This is a genomic window from Enterobacter sp. DVT3837 (assembly GCF_056238685.1).
Genome location: NZ_JBWDLA010000002.1, coordinates 912,578 through 936,076 on the forward strand (window position 1 = coordinate 912,578; position 23,499 = coordinate 936,076).

Annotated in this window: 23 protein-coding genes and 4 pseudogenes; 13 read left to right on the forward strand and 14 right to left on the reverse strand. The window is 53.6% G+C overall.

From position 1 onward, the window contains the following. Positions 1 to 43 precede the first annotated feature (43 nt). A complete protein-coding gene (gene cybB / locus AC0XWG_RS19220; protein WP_032666827.1) occupies positions 44 to 574 on the reverse strand; it encodes a cytochrome b561 in 531 nt (176 codons plus the stop codon). A gap of 188 nt (positions 575 to 762) precedes the next feature. On the opposite strand from cybB, the gene gap reads away from it, so the two are divergent. Further along, on the forward strand, positions 763 to 1,764 hold the full coding sequence (gene gap / locus AC0XWG_RS19225; protein ID WP_028017482.1) for a type I glyceraldehyde-3-phosphate dehydrogenase: 1,002 nt from the start codon (positions 763 to 765) through the stop codon (positions 1,762 to 1,764). Positions 1,765 to 1,804: 40 nt separating this feature from the next. Here the strand turns inward: gap and AC0XWG_RS19230 are convergent, their stop codons facing one another. Beyond that, entirely contained in the window at positions 1,805 to 2,608 is an 804-nt protein-coding gene (locus tag AC0XWG_RS19230) for a YdcF family protein (RefSeq protein ID WP_475680935.1), read from the reverse strand. A 283-nt stretch (positions 2,609 to 2,891) separates the two neighbouring features. Between AC0XWG_RS19230 and AC0XWG_RS19235 the strand changes: the two genes are divergently transcribed. After that, positions 2,892 to 3,551 (forward strand): O-methyltransferase, encoded by a 660-nt coding sequence (locus AC0XWG_RS19235; RefSeq protein ID WP_028017484.1) that lies wholly within the window; start codon positions 2,892 to 2,894, stop codon positions 3,549 to 3,551. Positions 3,552 to 3,633: 82 nt separating this feature from the next. Here AC0XWG_RS19235 and hrpA read toward each other — a convergent pair whose 3' ends face one another. Then, positions 3,634 to 7,536, reverse strand: coding sequence for an ATP-dependent RNA helicase HrpA (hrpA, locus tag AC0XWG_RS19240; RefSeq protein ID WP_208595252.1), 3,903 nt, complete (start codon positions 7,534 to 7,536; stop codon positions 3,634 to 3,636). Between the two features lie 205 nt (positions 7,537 to 7,741). Here hrpA and azoR point away from each other — a divergent pair, with 205 nt between their 5' ends. Next, entirely contained in the window at positions 7,742 to 8,347 is a 606-nt protein-coding gene (azoR, locus tag AC0XWG_RS19245) for an FMN-dependent NADH-azoreductase (protein WP_028017486.1), read from the forward strand. An 89-nt stretch (positions 8,348 to 8,436) separates the two neighbouring features. After that, the gene (locus tag AC0XWG_RS19250) at positions 8,437 to 9,123 is read left to right on the forward strand and encodes an RluA family pseudouridine synthase (protein ID WP_475680936.1); all 687 of its coding nucleotides are present in this window, start codon (positions 8,437 to 8,439) and stop codon (positions 9,121 to 9,123) included. 6 nt (positions 9,124 to 9,129) lie between these two features. On the opposite strand, the gene AC0XWG_RS19255 is transcribed toward AC0XWG_RS19250, so the two are convergent. Next, a complete protein-coding gene (locus AC0XWG_RS19255) occupies positions 9,130 to 9,669 on the reverse strand; it encodes a DUF2058 domain-containing protein (RefSeq protein ID WP_049006011.1) in 540 nt (179 codons plus the stop codon). 268 nt (positions 9,670 to 9,937) lie between these two features. On the opposite strand from AC0XWG_RS19255, the pseudogene AC0XWG_RS19260 reads away from it, so the two are divergent. Together AC0XWG_RS19260 and AC0XWG_RS19265 are read left to right on the forward strand one after the other, a co-directional pair. Then, positions 9,938 to 10,204: pseudogene (locus tag AC0XWG_RS19260) on the forward strand (tlde1 domain-containing protein); the annotation flags it as partial. 63 nt (positions 10,205 to 10,267) lie between these two features. Next, positions 10,268 to 10,516: pseudogene (locus tag AC0XWG_RS19265) on the forward strand (transposase); the annotation flags it as partial. 9 nt (positions 10,517 to 10,525) lie between these two features. Here AC0XWG_RS19265 and AC0XWG_RS19270 read toward each other — a convergent pair. After that, positions 10,526 to 11,677 carry an IS30-like element IS30 family transposase gene (locus AC0XWG_RS19270; protein WP_001254932.1) on the reverse strand — a complete coding sequence of 384 codons (1,152 nt, stop codon included), beginning with the start codon at positions 11,675 to 11,677 and terminating at the stop codon, positions 10,526 to 10,528. Between the two features lie 67 nt (positions 11,678 to 11,744). On the opposite strand from AC0XWG_RS19270, the pseudogene AC0XWG_RS19275 reads away from it, so the two are divergent. From AC0XWG_RS19275 to AC0XWG_RS19300, 6 genes and pseudogenes are all read left to right on the forward strand, one after another. Then, positions 11,745 to 12,638, forward strand: a pseudogene (locus AC0XWG_RS19275) (IS3 family transposase); the annotation flags it as partial. 9 nt (positions 12,639 to 12,647) lie between these two features. After that, positions 12,648 to 12,914 (forward strand): annotated as a pseudogene (locus AC0XWG_RS19280) (tlde1 domain-containing protein); the annotation flags it as partial. After that, the gene (locus tag AC0XWG_RS19285) at positions 12,889 to 13,164 is read left to right on the forward strand and encodes a hypothetical protein (protein ID WP_475680937.1); all 276 of its coding nucleotides are present in this window, start codon (positions 12,889 to 12,891) and stop codon (positions 13,162 to 13,164) included. The pseudogene AC0XWG_RS19280 and the gene AC0XWG_RS19285, both read left to right, overlap by 26 nt. 3 nt (positions 13,165 to 13,167) lie before the next feature. After that, positions 13,168 to 13,659 (forward strand): Hcp family type VI secretion system effector, encoded by a 492-nt coding sequence (locus tag AC0XWG_RS19290; protein ID WP_114977308.1) that lies wholly within the window; start codon positions 13,168 to 13,170, stop codon positions 13,657 to 13,659. Between the two features lie 179 nt (positions 13,660 to 13,838). Continuing rightward, positions 13,839 to 14,813, forward strand: a complete 975-nt coding sequence (locus AC0XWG_RS19295; RefSeq protein ID WP_049006007.1) for a DUF1852 domain-containing protein — start codon at positions 13,839 to 13,841, stop codon at positions 14,811 to 14,813. A 23-nt stretch (positions 14,814 to 14,836) separates the two neighbouring features. Next, entirely contained in the window at positions 14,837 to 15,862 is a 1,026-nt protein-coding gene (locus AC0XWG_RS19300; RefSeq protein ID WP_129324790.1) for a methionine synthase, read from the forward strand. A gap of 7 nt (positions 15,863 to 15,869) precedes the next feature. Here AC0XWG_RS19300 and AC0XWG_RS19305 read toward each other — a convergent pair whose 3' ends face one another. The 8 genes from AC0XWG_RS19305 to AC0XWG_RS19340 are packed head-to-tail and all read right to left on the reverse strand — an operon-like array spanning position 15,870 to position 21,747. Continuing rightward, the gene (locus AC0XWG_RS19305) at positions 15,870 to 16,400 is read right to left on the reverse strand and encodes a DUF3833 domain-containing protein (RefSeq protein WP_475680938.1); all 531 of its coding nucleotides are present in this window, start codon (positions 16,398 to 16,400) and stop codon (positions 15,870 to 15,872) included. Beyond that, positions 16,397 to 16,921, reverse strand: a complete 525-nt coding sequence (locus tag AC0XWG_RS19310) for a chalcone isomerase family protein (RefSeq protein ID WP_475680939.1) — start codon at positions 16,919 to 16,921, stop codon at positions 16,397 to 16,399. The genes AC0XWG_RS19305 and AC0XWG_RS19310 overlap by 4 nt, the downstream gene beginning before the upstream one ends. Then, positions 16,918 to 17,403 carry a DUF2878 domain-containing protein gene (locus tag AC0XWG_RS19315; protein ID WP_475680940.1) on the reverse strand — a complete coding sequence of 162 codons (486 nt, stop codon included), beginning with the start codon at positions 17,401 to 17,403 and terminating at the stop codon, positions 16,918 to 16,920. The genes AC0XWG_RS19310 and AC0XWG_RS19315 overlap by 4 nt, the downstream gene beginning before the upstream one ends. Further along, a complete protein-coding gene (locus tag AC0XWG_RS19320) occupies positions 17,400 to 18,620 on the reverse strand; it encodes a class I SAM-dependent methyltransferase (protein ID WP_475680941.1) in 1,221 nt (406 codons plus the stop codon). The genes AC0XWG_RS19315 and AC0XWG_RS19320 overlap by 4 nt, the downstream gene beginning before the upstream one ends. Next, positions 18,617 to 19,339 carry a DUF1365 domain-containing protein gene (locus tag AC0XWG_RS19325; RefSeq protein ID WP_475680942.1) on the reverse strand — a complete coding sequence of 241 codons (723 nt, stop codon included), beginning with the start codon at positions 19,337 to 19,339 and terminating at the stop codon, positions 18,617 to 18,619. The genes AC0XWG_RS19320 and AC0XWG_RS19325 overlap by 4 nt, the downstream gene beginning before the upstream one ends. Before the next feature lies 1 nt (position 19,340). Then, positions 19,341 to 20,600, reverse strand: a complete 1,260-nt coding sequence (locus tag AC0XWG_RS19330) for an NAD(P)/FAD-dependent oxidoreductase (protein ID WP_028017497.1) — start codon at positions 20,598 to 20,600, stop codon at positions 19,341 to 19,343. Continuing rightward, on the reverse strand, positions 20,597 to 21,316 hold the full coding sequence (locus AC0XWG_RS19335) for an SDR family NAD(P)-dependent oxidoreductase (RefSeq protein ID WP_028017498.1): 720 nt from the start codon (positions 21,314 to 21,316) through the stop codon (positions 20,597 to 20,599). The genes AC0XWG_RS19330 and AC0XWG_RS19335 overlap by 4 nt, the downstream gene beginning before the upstream one ends. Beyond that, positions 21,313 to 21,747, reverse strand: a complete 435-nt coding sequence (locus AC0XWG_RS19340) for a nuclear transport factor 2 family protein (RefSeq protein ID WP_475680943.1) — start codon at positions 21,745 to 21,747, stop codon at positions 21,313 to 21,315. Before AC0XWG_RS19340 ends, AC0XWG_RS19335 begins: the two co-directional genes overlap by 4 nt. A gap of 259 nt (positions 21,748 to 22,006) precedes the next feature. On the opposite strand from AC0XWG_RS19340, the gene AC0XWG_RS19345 reads away from it, so the two are divergent. After that, positions 22,007 to 22,585, forward strand: a complete 579-nt coding sequence (locus tag AC0XWG_RS19345; RefSeq protein ID WP_475680944.1) for a histidine phosphatase family protein — start codon at positions 22,007 to 22,009, stop codon at positions 22,583 to 22,585. A gap of 44 nt (positions 22,586 to 22,629) precedes the next feature. Here the strand turns inward: AC0XWG_RS19345 and AC0XWG_RS19350 are convergent, their stop codons facing one another. Beyond that, positions 22,630 to 23,460, reverse strand: a complete 831-nt coding sequence (locus AC0XWG_RS19350) for an oxidoreductase (RefSeq protein WP_407220495.1) — start codon at positions 23,458 to 23,460, stop codon at positions 22,630 to 22,632. Between the last annotated feature and the right edge of the window lie 39 nt (positions 23,461 to 23,499).

Here is a 23,499-nt window from a genome sequence, read left to right on the forward strand (position 1 = left end):
AAAAGCCGGGTGGCGCTGCGCTTACCCGGCCTGTTTTCCGCATTTATTGACGCTTTTTCGGCATCATGCGCAGAAGGGTATTATCTTTCCAGAAATAGTGGTGCATCAGTGCTGCCAGTGCGTGCAGGCCAATCATAAAATAGCCCAGATTCGCCAGCGTAACGTGCCACTCTTTCAGCACATCGACCAGATCAAAATTGGATTCCGCCGCATGCGGCATCACCATGCCAAAAGCAAACCAGTCGCTGCCCCGGTTGTACATCATCACAATACCAATCAGCGGTAACGCAATGAACAGCATATACACCACCAGATGCCCCAGATGAGACATCCCCGTCACCATCGCTTTTGGCTTTGGTTGAATCGGTGGCGCGCGGAATTTGAGACGAACCAGCAGACGCGTCACCATCAGCACCAGAATGGTGATTCCGCATGAGACGTGGATCATATTGATCAATGGGCGAGCGGTACGCGGGAAGAAACCTTTAAACTCCATCGCGCAATAAGCAACGATGATTAACAGAAACACCAGCCAGTGAATTGCGATTTGCAGGCTTGTATATTTAGTACGCATGGGATTTCCTGAAAAAAACGGATATCGCGTCAACATAATCCCCTTTCCTTAAAAATTCATCAATTTTTCTGTATGGTTTTTCAAATACTTCCTTCCGCATGAAGCATCTTCAATTGCCGCCCAGCCCGTGATGGTCTAAGCCTGGATGAGTTCAAACTGTCGTATCGACACGTTCACAGGAGAACACCATGAGTAAAATTGGCATTAACGGATTTGGACGCATTGGACGCCTTGTACTGCGCCGCCTTCTTGAAACCCAGGATAGCAACACCGTCGTCGCCATCAACGACCTCACCTCTCCCAAAGTATTGGCCTATCTGCTCAGGCATGATTCCAACTACGGTGGTTTCCCGTGGAGCGTGGATTTCACTGAAGATGCGCTGATTGTTGACGGTAAAACTATTGCGGTATACGCCGAAAAAGAGGCGAAGCATATTCCGTGGAAAGCCGCAGGTGTGGATATCGTTGTGGAGTGCACCGGCTTTTACACCTCCGAAGAAAAATCACGAGCGCATCTGGATGCAGGCGCGAAGAAAGTGCTTATTTCTGCCCCAGCCGGAGAGATGAAAACCATCGTTTATAACGTGAATGACGACACCATTGACGCCAGTGATACCATCATTTCCGTCGCTTCCTGCACCACCAACTGCCTCGCCCCACTGGCAAAAGCGCTGCATGATGCCTTTGAAATTAAAGTCGGTACCATGACGACTATTCACGCCTATACCGGTACCCAGGCACTGGTAGATGGGCCTCGCGGAAAAGATCTTCGTGCCTCACGCGCGGCGGCAGAAAATATCATTCCGCATACCACCGGTGCGGCAAAAGCCATCGGCCTGGTCATCCCCGCGCTGAGTGGCAAACTGAAAGGCCACGCGCAGCGCGTGCCGGTTAAAACCGGCTCCGTCACCGAACTGGTCGCCATTCTGGGTAAAAAGGTCACGGTTGAGGAGATCAATACCGCGTTGAAAAAGGCGACGCAGGGAAATAAATCGTTTGGTTATACCGATGAAGAGATTGTGTCGTCAGATGTGATCGGTTCGCACTTTGGTTCGGTATTTGATGCCACGCAAACTGAGGTAACGGAAGCGGGCGATCTGCAACTGGTGAAAGCCGTCGCCTGGTATGACAACGAATATGGTTTTGTGACGCAGCTGGTGCGTACGCTGGATAAGTACGCCGCGCTGTAATGCCTTCCCCCTCTTTGCGGAGGGGGAAACCGCAGGATGCTCAGAGAAGCGAGCGCCGGGATAAGGCGGTTTTCAGGACCGGATCCTGCTGTAGCAATGCCCATGCGTCAGCCACGGCATCAGGAAACTCAACGTGAGCGATAAAATCACGTCCGGCAGGACCATAGCCGTTAACGTCATCATACAGTCGCGGCAGTTCCCCCAGAACCAGTGACAGGTAGCGGTCAACGGGCCACAGTCCGGTGTTGCCCTCGCTAAATTCCACCCCATCTTTGCCGTTCCGCAGTGTCGGCGTAACACCCGGGTGGCTTATCCACTGAGGCGAAACGGGTTCATCCCGGCACACGCGGGCAAACGTCGCCATGGTACGTCGCTGCATTGTCGGATCCTGCACCACCAGCACTCGCCCGGTAGCTCGCTGATGCTGTTTCAGTATGTTCCAGCTAAAACGCGCGTTTTCACCACAGTTGGTGGATTGATCTTCGATCCACAAACGTCCCTCAGGGATCTGCCAGAACTCGCGTGCAATGTCGGCCAGAATACCGGCTTCCGCCCGCCCAGTGACCGGTATCGTGTGATAACGCGGGTGACTGCCAATGGCCGCATATAGAAACGCGGTCGAATGGCCGATACCGCCGCTAATCAGCAACGGGATCTCGTTTTGTGCGGCGATACGGCAGGCCGCATCAATAGTCGGAATGACCGCGTTTCCTGCCAGAATCACCCTGTCGACATCCGGGTTCTGACGGGAACCGCTCAGATCATCCTGCGCCAGCCATGTGCCGAGAGTATTAATCGCCGCCAGAGTGGCATCAGGCAGAATGGGGAAATGGGTCTGAACCATGATGAACTTCTCCTGTGAGTCTCTTCAGGGGGACGGCTTCTGGCTAATAAAGTACAGGCGAGCGCCGAATCGGATTGCATCTGCCTATTATGCTATTGGTTTTCTATCACTCAAAACATTCTGTTGCGTGTGCTGTTTAAAAAAGTACCCAGTGCGGCTCAATTATACCGTGAACGATTTTACAGGGAACTTCGGGGCCAGATTTACGAAGGTTCAATGCCTGAAGTGCTACGATTACCAGGTCCCTATTTCGCCCCCAGTTTTTACTCTCAGGAGCCAATCTATGCAACAACAGTGGTCAGCAGTAGATAATTTCATGATTTCTTCGCTTATTCCTGAAGATGATGTCTTGCGTCAGGTACTGGAAAACAACAAACGCGGCGGGCTCCCCGAACACGATGTAGCGGCCAATCAGGGTCAACTGCTGGCGCTGTTTGTCCGTCTGACGCAGTCGCGGCGTGTTCTTGAGATTGGCACGCTCGGTGCCTATAGTTCCATCTGGATGGCTCGCGCTCTGCCGCCAGACGGAAAGCTGATTACGCTTGAAGCGGATCCAACCCATGCCGAAATTGCCCGCCAGAATATCCACCTCGCGGGGCTAAACAACCGTATTGAACTGGTAGAAGGCCCGGCTCTGAACTCGCTCGAGAATTTCGGTGATATACCGCCATTCGACCTGATCTTTATTGATGCAGATAAGCCAAACAACCCAGGTTATCTGGAATGGGCGCTGCACTACTCCCGCCCAGGGACGTTGATTATTGGTGATAACGTGGTACGCGAGGGCGAAGTGATTAACGAGCAAAGTGACGATGCGCGCGTGCAGGGTGTTCGTCGGTTTATCGAGATGATTGGGGACAATCCCCGTTTAACCGCCACCGCGTTGCAGACGGTGGGGGTTAAGGGGTGGGACGGGTTTACGCTGGCAATTGTGGAACGATAACCAGCCGGGTGGCGGCTACGCCTTACCCGGCCTACATTTTCTTCCGTAGGCCCGGTAAGCGCAGCGCCACCGGGCAAGGGTTTTAACCGGAAATCTGCTCCATTGTCTGCAAAATACGTTTATCCGAAATCGGATACGGCGTACCGAGCTGCTGGGCAAAGAAGCTGACACGGAGCTCTTCGATCATCCAGCGGACTGCCTGAACGTCTTCATCGTCGCGGCGTGTCGGTGGCAGTTTATTCAGCCACTGCTGCCACGCCTGCTGCACGCTCTCCACTTTCAACATCTGAGCGCGATCGCGATGTGGGTCGATAGCCATTTTCTCGAGCCGTTTTTCAATCGCCTGCAGGTAACGCAACGTATCGCCGAGTCGCTTAAAGCCGTTTCCGGTGACAAACCCGCGGTACACCAGCCCGGCCATCTGTGCTTTTACATCTGACAGCCCCAGCGCCATGGTCATATCCACGCGCCCTTTCAGACGTTTGTTGATATTGAAAACGGTGGTGAGGATTTGCTCGACCTGTTTGGCAATATCTACCACCGTGTCGTTCAGCTCCGCGCGAACCTTGTCATGAAGCTGAGCAAAACCTGCTTCGGTCCAGACCGGACCACCCGCCTCGTGGATCAGTTTGTCCACGCCGCAGGAGATGCAGTCGTCGATCAGATCCAGCACTTTACCGTATGGGTTAAAGTACAGCCCCAGTTTGGCTTTGTTCGGTAACTTCTCGTGCAGATACTTAATCGGCGACGGGATATTCAACAGCAGCAAGCGGCGCAGGCCGCGCCACATCATCTGTTGCTGTTCCTGCGGGTTATCAAACAGCTTGATCGCCACGCTGTCGCGCTCATCGACCAGCGCAGGCCAGGCCTTCACCTTATAGTTACCGCGCTTCTGCTCGTAGCTTTCCGGAAGCTGACCAAAACTCCAGATGTGCAATCCGCTCTGCTCGATACCGTCATCCGCAACCGCAGAGAGCGTCTCCTGGACTTTGCCTTTCAACGCCTCTTTCAATTCGGTCAGGGAACGCCCTTCCTGCAGCTTTTTGTTTTTATCGTCCACCACGCGGAAGCTGATTTTCAGGTGATCGGGCACCTGATCCCAGTTCCAGTCATCGCGGTCGATGGTCGTGCCGGTCATGCGTCGGAATTCACGCTCCAGCGCGTCCAGCAGCGGCAGTTCCAGCGGCGTGACGCGGCCTAAAAAGGCTTCCGCATAGTTTGGCGCAGGCACAAAGTTGCGGCGCACCGGTTTCGGCAGAGATTTGATTAATGCAATGACCAGTTCGCGACGCAGGCCAGGAATTTGCCACTCGAACCCGCTCTCTTCCACCTGGTTTAACAGTGGTAGCGGAATGTGTACGGTCACCCCATCCGCGTCTGCGCCGGGTTCAAACTGATAGGTCAACCGCAGCTTGAGGTTGCCCTGATGCCAGAAGTTCGGGTAATCAAGTTTGCTGACTGACTCCGCCCCTTCCTTAATCAACATGCTCTTCTCAAAGTTGAGCAGGTCTGGCGTCTCTTTGCTGGCCTTCTTCCACCAGCTGTCGAAGTGACGGGCAGAGATCACATCATGGCTGATGCGCTGATCGTAAAACTCAAACAGCGCCTCGTCGTCCACCAAAATGTCGCGACGGCGGGATTTGTGTTCCAGCTCTTCCACCTCGGCGCGCAGTTTGAGGTTTTCGCGGAAGAAGGCGTGGCGAGTCTGCCAGTCACCTTCCACCAGCGCATGGCGGATAAACAGCTCGCGGCACAGCGCCGGATCGATCTGGCTGTAGTTGACCTTACGCGCGGCCACGACAGGCAGACCGTAGACGGTCACCTTCTCAGTTGCCATTACCGCGCCCTGCGCACGCTCCCAGTGTGGCTCACTGTACGAGCGTTTCAGCAGATGTTGCGCCACCGGCTCAACCCATTCCGGATCGATACGCGCCGCAATGCGCCCCCACAGACGGCTGGTTTCCACCAGCTCGGCCACCATGGTCCATTTCGGCGGTTTTTTGAACAAGCCGGAACCGGGGAAGATGGAGAAACGGGCGTTACGCGCGCCGGTATACTCCTGCTTTTCTGCGTCCTTCATCCCGATATGGGACAACAAACCGGTCAGCAGTGCGATATGCACTTCCCGGTATTCCGCCGGTTCACTGTTGACCGGAATACCCAGCTCTTTCACCACCTGGCGGAGCTGGGTGTAGATATCCTGCCACTCGCGTACGCGCAGGTAGTTGAGGAAATCCACGCGACACTGGCGGCGGAACTGGTTCGAGGAGAGCGCTTTCTGCTGCTCACCGAGGTAGTTCCACAGGTTCACGAAGGCGAGGAAATCGGACTCTTTATCGTGGAAGCGGCGGTGTTTTTCATCAGACGCCTGCTGTTTGTCCATCGGACGTTCACGCGGATCCTGAATGGAGAGCGCCGAGGTGATGATCATCGCTTCACGCACGCAGCCGTGTTTTTGCGCTTCCAGCACCATACGCGCCAGACGCGGGTCGACCGGCAACTGACTGAGCTGGCGACCCAGCGGCGTCAGCTTATAGGCCGTTGCCTGCTCATCGGTGGTAATAGCGCCGAGCTCTTCCAGCAGACGTACACCGTCCTGAATGTTGCGTTTGTCCGGCGCTTCCACGAACGGAAACGCCGCGATGTCGCCCAGCCCCAGGGCAGTCATCTGCAGGATAACGGACGCCAGGTTGGTACGCAGAATTTCCGGGTCAGTAAATTCCGGACGCGACAGGAAATCGTCCTCAGAGTAAAGACGAATACAGATCCCTTCTGACACACGACCACAGCGGCCCTTACGCTGGTTCGCCGAGGCCTGGGAAACCGGCTCAATCGGCAGGCGCTGAACTTTGGTGCGATAGCTGTAGCGGCTGATACGCGCCGTACCCGGGTCGATAACGTATTTGATCCCCGGTACGGTCAGCGAGGTTTCCGCCACGTTGGTCGCCAGCACGATACGTCGCCCGCTGTGCGCCTGGAACACGCGGTTCTGTTCGCTGTTTGACAGACGTGCGTACAGCGGCAGGATCTCCGTGTGGCGCAGATCGCGCTTACTGAGCGCGTCGGCGGTGTCGCGAATTTCGCGCTCGCCGCTCATAAAGATCAGAATATCACCCGCGCTTTCGTTACCCAGTTCGTCAACGGCATCGAAAATAGCCTGCAGCTGGTCACGCTCGGTATCATCCGCCTCTTCCACTATTGGGCGGTAGCGGACTTCTACAGGATAGGTGCGTCCTGATACCTCGATAATCGGCGCATTGTTGAAATGCTTCGAGAAGCGTTCCGGGTCGATGGTTGCGGAGGTGATGATGATTTTCAGATCCGGGCGACGCGGCAGCAGCTCTTTCAGGTAGCCGAGCAGGAAGTCGATGTTCAGGCTTCGTTCGTGCGCTTCGTCAATAATGATGGTGTCGTACTGCATCAGCAGGCGATCCTGCTGGATTTCCGCCAGCAGAATACCGTCGGTCATCAGCTTGACCATGGTGTTATCGCTAACGTGGTCGCTGAATCGCACCTTGTAACCGATGCAACCGCCCGGCTCCGTTTGCAGCTCTTCGGCAATACGGTTCGCAACTGTACGCGCCGCCAGACGACGCGGCTGGGTGTGGCCAATCAGCCCTTTGATCCCGCGGCCAAGCTCCATACAGATTTTCGGCAGCTGGGTGGTTTTCCCCGAACCGGTTTCACCCGCGACAATCACCACCTGGTGATCGCGGATAGCTTCGAGGATGTCCTGTTTTTTCTGACTGACGGGCAGGTTATCCGGGTAATTGATCGCCGGACGCGCAGCTTCACGCAGCACAACTTTCCCTGCCGCCTGTTCAATCTCTTTTGCCATCTCCTGGTAAATGGCCTGTTGTGCATCAGGATTTTTAACCTTCTTCACGCCGTGTAAACGTCGGGCAAAGCGCTGTTTATCACGCAGCGTCAGCGAATCAAGCTGTTGCAGTAGCATCGCGAAGGTGAGTTTTTGTTGTTCTGTCATAGCGTTAACGGGCAGTGCACTGCCAGGTAAAATCTCTTTTTAATGATTGCTATAGAGTACCACATTGGTGCTTTCAGCGCCTTATTCAAAAAATTCGAACATAGGCTTCGATATATTGCGCTATCTCTATGGCAGGATTGTGAATAGAGTGTCAACAAGCAACGGGGCAACCCCCTTCAATCAAATGCAATAACAGGAATCACCCATGAGCAAAGTATTAGTTTTGAAATCCAGTATTCTGGCAGGGTACTCTCAGTCTGGTCAGCTGTCTGATTACTTCGTTGAACAGTGGCGTGAACAGCATTCTGCTGACGAAATCACCGTGCGTGACCTGGCTGCAAACCCAATTCCTGTGCTGGACGGCGAGCTGGTTGGCGCGCTGCGTCCAAGCGATGCACCACTGAGCCCACGTCAGCAGGAAGCTCTGGCCCTGTCCGACGAACTGATTGCTGAGCTGCAGGCGCACGACGTTATCGTCATTAACGCCCCAATGTACAACTTCAACATCCCAACTCAGTTGAAGAACTATTTCGACCTGGTGGCGCGTGCTGGCGTAACCTTCCGTTACACCGAGAACGGTCCTGAAGGCCTGGTAAAAGGTAAACGTGCGATCGTACTGACCAGCCGTGGCGGTATCCACAAAGACACCCCAACCGACCTGGTTGCACCATATCTGACCGTTTTCCTGGGCTTCATCGGTATCACTGATGTGAACTTCGTGTTCGCTGAAGGTATTGCCTACGGTCCTGAAATGGCGACCAAAGCGCAGACCGATGCGAAATCTGCTATCGACAGTTTCGTAGCTGCTTAAGATATTCCCCTCTCACCGCCCGGTGGGAGGGTTTTTCTTTTCTCCGCATTTCGTTATCATCCGCTCCCACTCTCCAGCCGGGCGGCCTGATGTCTGCGATTATTGATTCTTTTATTGCCCCACCGTGTCACGACGACATCGAGATCCTCTGGCAGGATGAACATCTGCTGCTGATCAATAAGCCTTCCGGTCTGCTCAGCCTCTCGGGTAAAAATCCGCAAAACCTCGATTCTGTCCATTATCGTCTGGTCCAGACGTTCCCTGGCTGCACGCTGGTACACCGCCTGGATTTTGGTACCTCAGGGTTGATGGTGGTTGCGCGCAATAAAGCTATCAATGCCGCACTGTGCGAACAGTTCAGCCAGCGTAGCGTGGAGAAAGTCTACAGCGCCCTGCTTTGCGGACATGTTGAAAATGACGAAGGTGTAATTGATGCGCCGATTGCCAAAGATCCGGCGCTATTCCCATTGATGTCGATCTGCGCGAAAAACGGTAAACCCGCCCGCTCCCACTATCGGGTGGTGGAACGGTTTTATCAGGAGACGGGACTGCCGTTAACACGGGTGAAACTCACCCCGGAGACCGGGCGAACCCACCAGCTGCGCATTCACTGCCAGCAGCTGGGGCACCCGATTCTGGGCTGCGATCTTTATGGTGGTCTTGAAGTGCCGGGGGCGGAAGACGTGCCCCGGCTGATGCTGCATGCCTGCGAATTGAATTTTATTCATCCCGTGAGCGGAGAGCCGGTTAACGCCCGTCACGCCGCCCCGTTCTGAGGGGATTTACCACATCAAATCGTCCGGAATTTTGAAGTCCGCGTACGGATCGTCTTCGTCCTGCTCTTCCTGGCTGAGCGCGCTGTTTAATACGATACTGTCGGCATCGCGCTGGGCAATTTTGTCTGCCACCACCGCCGGGATAATTGCGTATTCGCAGTCGCCGCTGGCGTTGATGACCAGGCGGGCAATCGCCAGACGACCGTTAATCAACTGAGTTTGAGTCTGCTTATCAACCTCGATTCTCTTGATCAGATTACCGTCGGTGAAGTTAAAGGTAATGTTGCCCCTTGAAACAGTGATGCGGTTCATCTCAATCAACTGTTTCACCTGGGCTTTAAACTCTTTCGCCAGTACTGCCTGTTTTTGCTGCTCGCTCAGCAGTTTATCGCGCTCGATCTGCGCTTTCTTGTTCTCTTCAACCGCTTCCCGAGCTTCACGCGCCTGAACGCGTGATTTCTTTGCCGTGCGCTGCACTTTCGCCGCTTTCTTGCTGCTGACCAGGCCTGCTTTCAGCATCTGCTCTTGTAAGGTGAGTTTTGTCATGATCGTTTCTAAACCAATTGGAAATTTTGGGGATTATAGCGGGAATTGCGGAGCGTGTGCCAGAGAAGTAGGCATGTCGTTTTTTTAACTGAGTCTGGCTCATTATTCATTCAGCATTAACTAGCGTTAACGCCTAAAGAGTGATTAAAAATTGTCAGGTCATTTTCTTAAAAAAAATCAGCAGCGCAGAAATATGATGTGAGTTGAATATCTGTACCCACATCAGGCGTAGGCTTCTTTTCTCTTATTAAAATACTAAGGAGAAAATATGGCCTTAAAAGGAACAATGCTGCTTAACGGTGCTGACTATGCGCCTTTTAACCTGCACGGCGTTGGCGTGTTTATGGCGCATTCCGGGCAGGGAATTTACAGAAACAATGGATTATGTGGTGCAGTCAAAGGATCGGGTCCAATTCCCCCAGGTAAATACTGGATTGTTGACAGAGGGACTGGAGGTTTCTTTTCAGGATTAAAAGCGAAGGTTCAGGATCGGTGGAACAAGGTGAGATCTGGCGCAGAATTTGGCCGCGATGATTGAATCGCCACGGGTTTAACAGACACCTCAGAGTCATTTAAGATGGCTTAAAGAGAGGTGCCCATGAGCGGTAAGCGTTATCCCGAAGAGTTTAAAATTGAAGCAGTCAAACAGGTTGTTGATCGTGGTTATTCTGTTTCCAGCGTGGCAACACGTCTCGATATCACCACCCACAGCCTTTACGCCTGGATAAAGAAGTACGGTCCGGATTCCTCCACTCATAAAGAACAGTCAGATGCTCAGACCGAGATCCGCCGTCTCCAGAAAGAGCTGAAGCGGGTTACTGACGAACGGGACATATTAAAAAAAGCCGCTGTAGATTCAATCTGTCAATGCAACACCCCTTTCAATTATCTCTTTCGGTGTTTTGAACTTCAGTGTCTTTCTCGGTCTGTTGTTTAGCTGAGCAGCAACCAGATCTAGTTCATGTTGAGTATATTGGGCAAGACATGTCTTTTTAGGAAAGTACTGCCGAATTAGCCCATTTGTGTTCTCATTTGTTCCCCGCTGCCAAGGACTCTGAGGATCGCAGAAGTAAACTTTAACGCCGGTGCTGACAGTAAATTCTAGATGTCTGGCCAGTTCCATTCCTCTGTCCCATGTCAGTGATTTTCTGAGTTCTGACGGTAAACTCAGGAATTTGTCGGTAAGAGCCTGATTTACTGAGACAGAATCTTTGCCCCTGAGTCTAAGGATGATCGTATAACGTGATTTTCGGTCTACAAGTGTGGCTATATGGGAGTTTTTTGTACCTGAGACTAAATCGCCCTCCCAATGCCCCAGAGAGCGTCTGTTATCGATATTTCGGGAACGTTCGTGAATTGGTGTTCCGTTCACTATGTTAATCGTACCTCTTTCGCCTTTGCGGGTATGACGCCTGCCATGGCGAAGGCTATGCGACCGTCGCAGATGCTGTATATTCAGGTGGTGTAGCGCTTCACGGCTACGAAAGTACAGCGTTTTATAAATTGTCTCAGGTGATATTCGCAGCGTTTTTTGACGTGGTTTTGTTCGCCTTAACCATCCTGATATTTGCTCTGGAGACCATTTCATCTCCAGCTTTTCCAGAACAAGCTTTCGCAATGGTAAATTTTGATCCAGTAAGCACGGTTTTGGCCTTTTCGCCATTCTGTTGGCTCGGTTATTAGCATCAACAGCTTTGTAATAGCGTCTGCCCCGATTACGCTGAACTTCACGTGAGATCGTCGAAGGACTGCGATTCAGCGCAGTAGCTATCGCACGAATGCTCATTTTGGCTGACAAACCAGCTCGTATCTCCTCGCGCTCAGACAGTGTCAGGTGAGCTACAGCCCGCTTACGCTCATGGGGTTTTATGCCGCCAGTATCCCTTAACATAGTGAAGATCGTTCCGGGTTTTGAACCCAGGATATTCGCTATTTCACTGAAGCCTGTTCCGTTCTTCCATAGTTCAAAAACAGAGGCTTTTTCCTCTGCTGTAAATGTTCGTCTCATTCAAAAAACCTCCGCAACCCCATGTTTTCACATAACTGTTGCGTTGACCAATTGAATCTACAGCGGCGTACTTCGCAAAACTGTCCGACTGAGGTACGCCTTTATCCGTGACAACGCCCGTTGCTGGCCTGTTCGCCTGCTCTGTCGGGTGCTGGATGTTCATCCCAGTGGCTTTTACGCATGGCTTCAGCAGCCGCATTCACAACGCCATCGGGCAGACCTGAGACTGACAGGACAGATTAAACAGTTCTGGCTGGAATCGGGATGCGTCTATGGTTATCGCAAGATCCATCTGGATCTGCGGGACAGCGGGCAACAGTGCGGAGTCAACAGAGTCTGGCGACTGATGAAACGTGTCGGGATAAAGGCTCAGGTCGGATACCAGAGCCCGCGGGCACGTAAAGGCGAGGCCAGTATCGTGTCGCCCAACAGGCTCCAGCGACAGTTCAATCCGGATGCTCCGGATGAGCGTTGGGTAACCGACATAACCTATATCAGGACCCACGAAGGCTGGCTGTATCTTGCTGTGGTTGTTGATCTGTTCTCACGCAAAATTATCGGCTGGTCCATGCAATCCCGGATGACAAAGGACATTGTCCTGAACGCACTGCTGATGGCTGTATGGCGGCGTAATCCCCAAAAACAGGTGCTGGTTCATTCGGATCAGGGCAGTCAGTACACAAGCCATGAGTGGCAGTCGTTCCTGAAATCACACGGCCTGGAGGGCAGCATGAGCCGTCGCGGTAACTGCCATGATAATGCGGTCGCAGAAAGCTTTTTCCAGTTGTTGAAACGCGAACGGATAAAGAAAAAGATCTACGGAACGCGGGAAGAAGCCCGCAGTGATATTTTTGATTACATCGAAATGTTTTATAACAGTAAGCGTCGGCATGGTTCTAGCGATCAGATGTCACCGACAGAATATGAAAACCAGTATTATCAACGGCTCGGAAGTGTCTAGATTATCCGTGGCGATTCAGAGTGGTTTGCTTTATACAAGGATGACTGGGGAATCGATGATGGTACCTGGATTGATAACGTCTACCGGGGTTTGTTTCGGCTGCATCCGGGTACGGTATCTGAGGGATGTATCACGATTGCCCATAATTCTGATTACGCATTGATCCGGAATGCTCTCATGAGTACAGAGCTTATTGAAGTTCCCTGTATGCGTTCGCTGATGGCACGCGGCTGGGTTGAGGTGAGTGAAAGTGGCTATACCAGCACTTGCCCGTAAATGGGGCATCAGGCTATTGAAAACGGCCTGGTTTATATGCATCAGCATTATAGTTGGCCGCACATTGGGGCCCGCTGAACGCTATTTAGACCTCGACGTCGCCTCATCTATATGTGATTTTATTTATGGCGATGTGAATGCTGAAACAATATATGACACATATACCAATATTGATATTTTAATTGTACTGACCCTCACCACGGTTATTTATCGCTTAACAACTCTGCTATTCAATAAAATAAGGAAATAACGAATGCCAATTCCTCCCTACATGTGGCTAAAAGACGACGGTGGAGCACATATTAAAGGTTCTGTTGATGTTCAAGACCGTGAAGGCAGCATTGAGATCATAGGGCTGAGCCATGGCATCAACCTCCCGGTAGACAGCGCTAACGGCAAGATCACCGGCACGCGTCAACACTCATCCATGCGGATTGAAAAGGAAGTTGATAGCTCCACGCCCTATCTCTACAAAGCAGCATCTACCGGTCAGGCGCTTAAAAGCGCTGAAATCAAGTTCTATCATATTAATGATGCCGGACAGGAAGTCTGTTATTACTCCGTACTAATGGAGAACGTAAAGGTTACTGGTGTTAACTGCAGCGTGCCAAACGTGAAGATCGCTGCCAACGATAAAATGAACCACGTTGAAAGCGTAAGCCTGCAGTATGAAAAAATTACCTGGCGCATCGTCGACGGGAACATCATGCACAGCGACGCCTGGAACGAACGGCCTACAGCCTAACGCTAAGGGGCGCGATGCCCCTTCCTCTTTCACTTCACTCTCCAGCCTGTGTGCAATCCTGTTAATGAACTTCCCTCATGTTGCATTGAAATTAAGTCACTTCCCCTGCGCCGCGGGCTCAGGCATAAATTATGCATCGGTAACTTCTTGGCAACATGAACTTAGGATGCATAACCACAATGAGCAAAGCTTTCACATATACCCTTAAGCGCAGTTGCTTCGATGAGAATTACAACCCGTCTGAAAATACGCGTACGACCACCAACTTTGCCAACCTGGCGCGCGGGGAAAAGCGTCAGGAAAACCTGCGCAATACGCTGGTGATGATCAACAACCGTTTTAACGCCCTGGCGCGCTGGGATAACCCAAATGCCGATCGCTATGCGGTCGAACTTGAAATCATTTCAGTTGAGATGAACATCGGTGCTGAGAAAGCATTCCCGGCCATTGAGATACTGCAGACCACCATTGTCGACAAGAAAAACAACCAGCGTATCCCTGGCATTGTCGGGAATAACTTCTCGTCGTATGTGCGGGATTATGATTTCAGCGTGCTGCTGCTCGAGCACAACAAGAACCAGCAACACTTCAGCATTCCGGAAAAATTTGGCGAGCTGCATGGCAATATCTTCCGCCATTTTATGAGCTCATCTGAGTACAGAGATAATTTCAAAAAGGCACCTGTAATTTGCCTGAGCGTCTCCAGCAAAGACACCTACCGTCGTACGGGGAACGAGCACCCTGTGCTCGGCATCGAGTATCAGCCAGATGGCGAGTCTTTAACAGAACAGTACTTCGCGAAGATGGGCCTTAACGTACGCTATTTCATGCCTGAAAACAGCGTCGCACCTTTTGCGTTCTTTTTTACCGGCGATTTGCTGAGTGATTACACCGATCTGGAACTGATCGGCACCATCAGCACGATGGAAACGTTCCAGAAAATCTATCGCCCGGAAATTTATAACGCTAACTCGGCGGCGGGACTTTTCTATCGACCGGATCTGAACCAGCAGGATCACTCATTAACAAAAATTGTTTATGACCGCGAAGAGCGAAGCCGTCTGGCGATTGAACAGGGTCGATTTACCGAAGAATACTTCATTAAGCCTTACCAACACATTCTTGAGCAGTGGTCTGATAACTACACGCTTTAATACATTAAAAAAGGTCTTTTACTATGAAAACATTGCTCCCGACTTCTACGGCTGGCAGCCTGCCTAAGCCGACCTGGCTTGCTCAACCTGAAACGCTGTGGTCACCCTGGAAATTACAGGATCAGGAATTACTCACGGGGAAACAGGACGCACTTCGTTTATCTCTGGATGAGCAGATCCGTGCGGGTATTGATATCGTCAGCGACGGTGAACAAACCCGCCAGCACTTTGTCACCACCTTTATTGAACACCTGAGCGGCGTTGATTTTGAAAACCGCCAGACCGTACGCATTCGTAACCGCTATGACGCCAGCGTGCCGACCGTGGTCTCTGCCGTTGCGCGCCAGAAACCGGTATTCGTGGATGACGCGAAGTACCTACGCCAGCTCACGGACAAGCCAATCAAATGGGCCCTGCCTGGGCCGATGACCATGATCGACACCCTTTACGACGCGCACTATAAAAGCCGTGAAAAGCTGGCCTGGGAGTTCGCCAAAATCCTGAATCAGGAAGCAAGAGAATTAGAAGCAGCTGGCGTCGATATTATTCAGTTTGATGAGCCAGCGTTTAACGTCTTTTTTGATGAGGTCAACGACTGGGGCATCGCCGCGCTGGAACGCGCCGTTGAAGGCCTGAAATGTGAAACGGCGGTACATATCTGCTACGGGTACGGTATTAAAGCCAACACTGACTGGAAAAAGACGCTCGGCTCGGAGTGGCGCCAGTACGAAGAGGCCTTCCCTAAACTGCAGACCTCTACCATCGACATTATCTCCCTGGAGTGCCACAACTCCCGCGTACCGATGGATCTGCTGGAGCTGATTCGCGGTAAAAAAGTGATGGTTGGCGCGATTGATGTCGCCACTAACAGCGTCGAAACGCCAGAAGAAGTGGCCGATACGCTGCGTAAAGCCCTGCAGTTTGTTGATGCCGATAAGCTTTACCCGTCAACCAACTGCGGTATGGCTCCTCTTTCCCGTCAGGTTGCCAACGGTAAACTGAAGGCCCTGAGCGCCGGGGCGGAGATTATTCGCAAAGAGCTCGCATAACGGCGAATCACTCACCCTTCCGGTTAAAGAACAGCGTCACCGTGGCGACGGTGACGCCCAGCTTCTTCATCTCGGTTTTGTTGAACAGATGTGTCTCATCCTGCAGGTACATCCAGTCGTCAAACTTGAGCAGCCAGGTACTGCCGTTCGCCTTCACATTCATGCTGTAATGCCAGTTAAAGGCGTTGCCTGCTGCCTGCCCGGTGGCAACCCCTTCAATGTCCCCTGCCGTTCCCTCGTAGCGATCGTTCCCCACGCGGCGGATTTGCCAGACCCGCTGCTGCTTTTCACCGTCGTCATAAACAAAGTGTTCATTGAGCGTCAGCGTATCGCCGATAACGTCCCCGGTAATTTCCACATGAAAACGGCGGATCTGCTTACCGCTGCGATCCTGCACCATCCCCCACGCTTCGGTTTTGCCCTGGAAGTAGTGGAAGATATCGAGCCTCGGCTGCTGCTGGCGATACTCGGTCACGTCGGTGCTACAGCCGGCCAGCAGCATCAAGAATGCCAGTGCCATCATCAGGATACGTTTCATTTTTGGCCTCCGATTAACTGCTGACGCAGGTCTGGATACTGCGTGCGTGGGCCAAGCCAGATCGCCAGAAAGCGAGTACTGAATGCTTCTGACTGGCGTGGTCCCAGGGGAATAAAACTTTTCTGGGGAGTGGGTTCGCGATACCAGAACTGCCCCTGCTTATCATTGATGACAAATGCCAGTTGCGAACCCGGTCTGACATCCGGCCACAGTGACTGAAGCATACGCAGCCAGGCTTCGCTTTGCGGTTCCTGCGCCAGGATCCCCTGAGCCTTCCACTGGTCGCGGGTCGCTTCAACCAGATCTTCGCGATCGATATCGCGCGCATAGGTAATAATTAGCGCCTGATCCTGATTTTCCCGGCTGTATCGACCATCGGGAGTGCGCAGCTGGGAGGTATAGACGGTGAACGGTCCCCAGGTCAGCGTGGCATCCCCTACCTTACGCCAGGCCAGCCAGTCGGCCCCCTGGACCAGAGGGGACATGGTCATCAGCCAGATAAGCAAAACGGCAGACCTCATTTTTGTCTACCCAACAGCAGGTGGAAAAACAGCATCAACACCAGCCAGCCCGGCACCATCCAACTGACGACGATAAAGGTCGGCTCCAGAAACGTGATGGCCTCCAGTCGCTCGCCAATCAGGTACGCCACCGGTCCTCCTGTGGCTGCCAGCAGAGTCAGCAGCCAGCCGGGTAAGGTCGTAGTGAGCGTAAGCTGTGTCCAGACAGTGGCGAACATCAGCCACAATGCCACCATCCATAGCGGTATCAGGGACTCGCTCCTGAAGGAAATCAGCCCCGTTAACGCCCAGAGCGCATCCAGCAGGCAGCCCGCTGCGGCCAGACCGATTGCGTACAGACGGTATGCTGACGGCAACAACAGACAGGCAAGGATCGCCAGCGCGAGCCAGATAATCAGGCCCTGTTCTCGAAAAAGCACCACCAGCGCCCAGTAAAGATCGAACGCTATGGCCAGCAGGAAGACCTGAAGGTATCGTTTCATACGCGCTCAGCGGTCAACTGCACTACGCTAATGGTGCGGGCGTTAAACCCGGCTTCGCAGTAGCCAAAGTAGTAAAGCCACATCCTGCGAAAACGCTCATCGAACCCGAGTTTTTCAATCTCCTGCCAGGTATGGATAAAGCGCTGCCGCCAGTGGGCCAGCGTGCGGGCGTAGTCGGGCCCCATGTCGAAGAGATTACGCACCACGAAATCGGTGTGGCGTGTCATCAGCTCATTCATCGCGGTAATGCTCGGCAAGAAGCCGCCGGGAAAAATATAGCGCTGAATAAAATCGACGCTTTTGCTGTAGTCGCGATAGCGCTGATCCTGAATGGTAATGGCCTGAATTGCCATGCGACCTCCCGGACGCAGCCGCGCCTGGCAGGTACGGAAGAACACTGGCAAGTAGCGCTGCCCTACGGCTTCAATCATCTCTATTGAGACCAGCTTGTCATACTGCCCGGTAAGGTCACGGTAATCGCAAAGCAGTACCTCGACGCGATCCTGCAATCCAGCGCGAGCGATCCGCTCCGTCGCCCAGAGATATTGCTCTTTCGACAGCGTGGTAGTGGTTACCCGACAGCCGTAGTGACGCGCGGCGTATTCCGCCATCGCGCCCCAGCCCGTGCCAATTTCCAGCAGGTGATCGGTCTCATTCAGAGCCAGTTGTTCGCACAAACGCGCCATTTTTGCCTGCTGCGCCGCCGTCAGATCCTGCTCGTCCGCGGTAAACAGCGCGCTGGAATAGAGCAGCTCCTTATCCAGAAAATGGGCATAAAAGGTGTTGCCCAGATCGTAATGGGCGGCAATATTTTCACGTGCCTGCGCGCGGGAGTTACGCCGCGTCCAGTGGCGTATCCGCTCCAGCTGCCTGCCAAGCAGGCGGAAGCCGTTTTCCAGACGGCCAAGTACCTCGCCGTTAAGCGCCAACAGCTCGAGAAGCGGCGTGAGTTGCGTGGTTTCCCATTCGCCGTCCATCCAGGCTTCTGCCGCGGCAAGGCTACCGCCGGTTAAGACACGCCAGTAGACGCCGGGAGAAAGGATTTGCACATCCGCATGCAGCGCGGAGGATGTCTCGCCAAAATGGAAAGTTTGTGCCCCTTCGCGCAGCGTCAGCGAGCCGCCGCGAATACCGCTTAGCAAACGAAAAAGCAGCCAGCGCGCGATGCGGACGTTGCGCGGGATATCGGGTTCAAGCGCAAAGACAGGATCGGTCATGAGCGTTCACTCCTGCTGACGGGATGGTTATACAGCGGCACACGCTTGAGCCACAGGCGCAGCGCCTGCCAGTAAATGGCAAAAACGGTTTTCAGGGTCATGAGCGGGATGCGCAATAGCAGTGAGCGCAGTGCCGGGCGTGTCAGAGGCGCCCAGCGTAGCGCCAGCGTGGCATCGAAAACTTTCCCTTCCTGATGATTTTCAATGTGCATATGCAGCGTGTTATCCGGGTCGTTAAAGCGCCAGTGATAGACCATGTCCATCGGGTTGAAGGGGGAAACGTGAAACGCTTTTTCCGTGGGCTGCGCATTTTGTCCGTTAACGGCATAGTAATGACGTTCATTCCACGGCGTGTTGCGAACCTCCGCCAGCACCCAGCGCAGCGTTCCCTTCCCGTCGTAGCAGTAGTAAAAGTTGACCGGATTGAAATGAAAGCCGAAATAGCGCAACTGCGTCAGAAGCATCACCCGCCCGTCCGGGCGTTCTCTGGTCAGGCTTTCCAGCCTGTTCAGCACGTTCTCTTTGAGCGGCGAGCCGAGCGGATAGTCCGCGTCATAAAACGCGGCGGCGGCAAAGCGATTGCGCCGCACGCCGACGGAGGCCAGCAGCGGCAGTTCATCCAGATCCAGCCAGGCCATAAAGACGGTGTAGCGGAATTCATGGGTTTTCGGCTGAAGGCGACGGTGGCGTAGTACGCCATGATAGAGGCAGCTGTTCATCTCAGTTCCCCTCTCCGGACGCTATCGCATTGACCACGTCCAGCGCGCTGCGCACGCCATCTTCATGAAAACCGTTGTACCAGTAGGCCCCGCAAAACCAGCTTCTCTGGTGGCCGTTGATCTCGCCCCGCCGCGCCTGTGCCCGCCAACTTTTCGGGTTAAAAAGCGGATGTTCATAAACAAAACGTTGCAGAACGAAGCGTTCATCCACCGGCGTGTCCGGGTTCAGGGTGACGCAGAACAGCGGGCTACCCACAGGCAACCCCTGCAAAATATTCATGTTGTAGGTAACACAGGCGCTGGCCTGCTCGTGTTCGCTCAGGCGGTAGTTCCAGCTGGCCCATGCCCGCTGCCGCACCGGCAGCCAGCGCGGATCGCTGTGTAAAACGACCTCGTTGCGCTGCCAGCCGATATCGCCCAGCACCTCGCGCTCTGCGGGCGTGGGGTCATCAAGCATCGCCAGGGCACTGTCGGAGTGGCAGGCAAAAATGACCTGGTCGAAGGTATGGCTGCCGTTTTCAAGCTGAAGCGTAACCCCGCGAGCGTGGCGGCTCACCCGCTGCACCGGCACGTTGAGGTGTAGCGTCATGCGGTTGCCCAATTTGTCCAGCATGGCGCGGATATACTCCCGCGAGCCGCCGGGTACCACGTACCACTGCGGGCGATGGGTGATATCCAGCAGGCCATGATGGTGAAAGAAGCGTAAAAAGAGCGGCAAAGGGAAACGCTTCATCTCCTGCAACGACGATGACCAGATGGCGGCCCCCATCGGCAGAATGTAGTGGCGCGCAAAAAACGGCGTGAAGCCGTGCTGCTCCAGAAACGTTTGTAGCGTGGCATTCGGGTCCACCTCCCCAGCCAGCGTCTCTTTCGCCAGCCGATTGAAGCGGACGATCTCCCCGAGCAGCCGCCAGAACGTCGGATTCGCCAGATTTCGACGCTGGGCAAACAGCGATGTCAGGGTGTGTCCGTTGTACTCCAGCCCCGTCGCGGGATTGTGCACCGAAAAGCTCATCTGCGTTTTTTGCCCGCTGATGCCCAGCTCGCTGAGTAGCCCCATAAACCGCGGGTAGGTGCGGTCGTTGTAGACGATAAACCCGGTATCGATCGCGTATGTGCCCTGAGGTGTCGTCACGTCAACCGTTGCGGTATGGCCGCCGGGCGTGGCTCCCGCTTCAAACAGCGTCACCCGATGGTGCCCGGCCAGGCGCCAGGCGCAGGTCAGGCCGGCGATGCCGCTGCCGATAATCGCAATGTTCATGAACGCACCATCCTGCGCAGCAGCGCGCGCTGAAGAAACGCAGGCAGTCCGGAGAGTAATCGCATAATCAGGCCGAAACCGTCAGGAAACGCGATATGCATTTTTCCTGCCGCCAGCCCGGTGCGGATAGCCTTAACCGCGTCGTCGACAGTCACCCGGCCAGGCATGACAAAATCATTTTTGCGCGTCAGAGGCGTGTCAACAAAACCCGGAGAAACAACCGTGACAGCAATCCCTTTTGGCTCCCAGTCAAGACGCAAGCTCTCGGCAAACCAGCTCAGCGCCGCTTTGGACGCGCCGTAGGCCTCCGCGCGTGGAAATGGAAGCCAGTGGGCCATCGAGCTCACCAGCACCACACGGTTGCCGACAGCCATCTGCGACTGCAGCACCTCAAGGCAATTCACCGGGCCGAGGAAGTTTGTCGCCATAACGCGTTCCACCAGCGCCGCATCTACCTCGCCATGATCGAGGTATTCGCAGGTACCGGCGCAAAGAATGATCAAATCGGCATAGCTGCCGGTCAGGGCCTGGCGACAGGCGTCCCTGTCTGTCATATCGAACAGGCGAACGGTAAGATTGGGGCAGCTCTGGTGCAGGGCTTCAAGACGTGCAGGATCGCGCCCGCAGGCAATCACGTGGTAGCCGTCAGCGGCAAATGATTTCGCCAGCCCGGCGCCAATACCCGAGCTTGCGCCAGTAATGAGCACCGTCTTCATGATTTCACCCTCCGCTTCACGCCGCGTACCGCCCAGCTAAGCAGAGGAAGGTGTTCGTAGAGCATCTCTCCTGCATCGTAGTAATCACGTTGACGTGTGATGAGATGGTTTTCCGTCTCCACTACCGAACACCCCGGCAGTTCGAGCGGCTCTCCACCCGCAATGCGCGGGTGCGACCAGTGCATTACCCAGGTGACCGCAAAGCAGCTTTCGCTGCACAGCGGCGGATCGATAGTGAAACGGCAATCTTCGACATTGGCCAGCAGATGGGTGAAATAGCGCTGAAGCGCAAAAATCCCCTGATGCTCGCCGAACGGATCGATAAGCGTGGCATTTGAATGATAAAGCTCAGCCAGCGCAGAAGGTGGCTGGCTATCCAGTGCGGTGTAGTAATTCACAAAACGACTCACGACAGTGTGCAACGTGCTCATGGGTCACATCCCGGCTGTATATAACGTGGCGTAATCGCATAATTAAAACTTACACAATTACTGTTATTTGTCCAGGTTTGTGTGGGGATTTTATTTATATCATTTATATTTCAGTTGGTTAAAACCATACTCCGAATGACTAATGATGTAGGCCGGATAGATGGATTCCCCCTGCTCGTTATATAGAACGCGTGCTCCCCACTAAAACAAGTGGTAGAACATTTTCGCCAGAACGCGCTAGTCTGCCTGCGACGAGTGGATGACAGACGATAAGATTTTTATGGAAATTATTTTGATGCGACATGGAAAGCCCCAATACGCAGGCGCGCCAAAAGTGTCGTGCAGGGAAATGCCGGAGTGGATCGACAACTATAATCTCTCTTCTACGGGCCGCGATATGCCGCCGGAAATCAGTAAAGTCCTGATTTATCGCGCACTCACCTTCATCAGCAGTCCGCTTCCGAGAGCCCTCTCATCGTTAAAAACACTGGGGTGTGAACCCGGCTTCATTGATGACGTGTTTCGGGAGGCGGAGCTACCGGTATTCCGTATCCCGGGGTTGCGGTTATCGCCTTTTCATTGGGCAGCGTTATTTCGAGTACTTTGGCTCTGTGGCCTGTCTGGAGAGGTAGAGTGCGTAAGAATGGCAAAAAGTCGTGCCGTTAAGGCGGCAGAGTTCCTCGTGACGGCGGCTAAGGGCTCCGACGGACCCGTCTTGCTCATGGGACACGGGATCATGAACCGGTTTATTGCAAAAGAACTGATCGCATTAGGCTGGAAAGAACAGACTCGCCCGGGTAAGAGATACTGGGGAGCCGGTGTTTACAGCATTGTGTAGCGGCGCATACGGAGGCCGAGTTTTTTTTATCCTCGGCGCTCGGATCATCGGGTCTGGCTAAGAATAACGCGATCGAACAGACGGTCACCCAACCAGACGCGCATGCGGATGAGCATCTTTGCATACTTGCCGGCAGCATAACGTGTACGTGGATGAGGACTGTTAACGGCGCGGGCAACCACGTCCGCAATCACCTTCGGGTCGCTGCCTCTGCCATTCCCGTAAGCATTTTTGACCGAGTTCGCCACCTTCCCCACCAGATGACCATAAGGGCCACTAGCTGAACGTTTGACAATACTGCCGCTGACCACTTCACCAAAGCCTGTCTCGATTAAACCCGGTTCAACAATCACAACCTTAATTCCATATTCAGCCACTTCAAGACGCAGACAGTCAGACCATCCTTCGAGTGCATGTTTCGTAGCGTGATACCAGGCTCCCAGGGGGGTGTAAATTTTCCCTCCTATTGAAGTGATATTGATAATGTAACCATGGCGTCTGGCGCGCATGGCCGGGAGCAGCAGTTGCGTAAGGCGGGCCGCTCCAAACACGTTCACCTCAAACTGATAGCGAGCTTCATCAATACCGATCTCTTCAACCGGTCCATAGAGCCCAAAACCCGCATTGTTGACCAGTACGTCAACCCCACCTGTCTGCGACACGATGGTATCTACTGCAGCCAAAATGTCTTCATCACGCGAGATATCCATCCGCAGAGCGCGCGCACCAAGCTGGGCGAGATCGTTCATTTTCTCAACGCTACGGGCAGCAGCGTAAACCTGATAGCCATCCTGAATAAGACGACGGGCGATGACTTTGCCCATACCTGACGATGCACCGGTGACCAGCGCGGTTTTCTTGTCCTGAGTAAACATAAATACCTCGGTGAGTAGACTGTCGTTATTTTGCCCTCC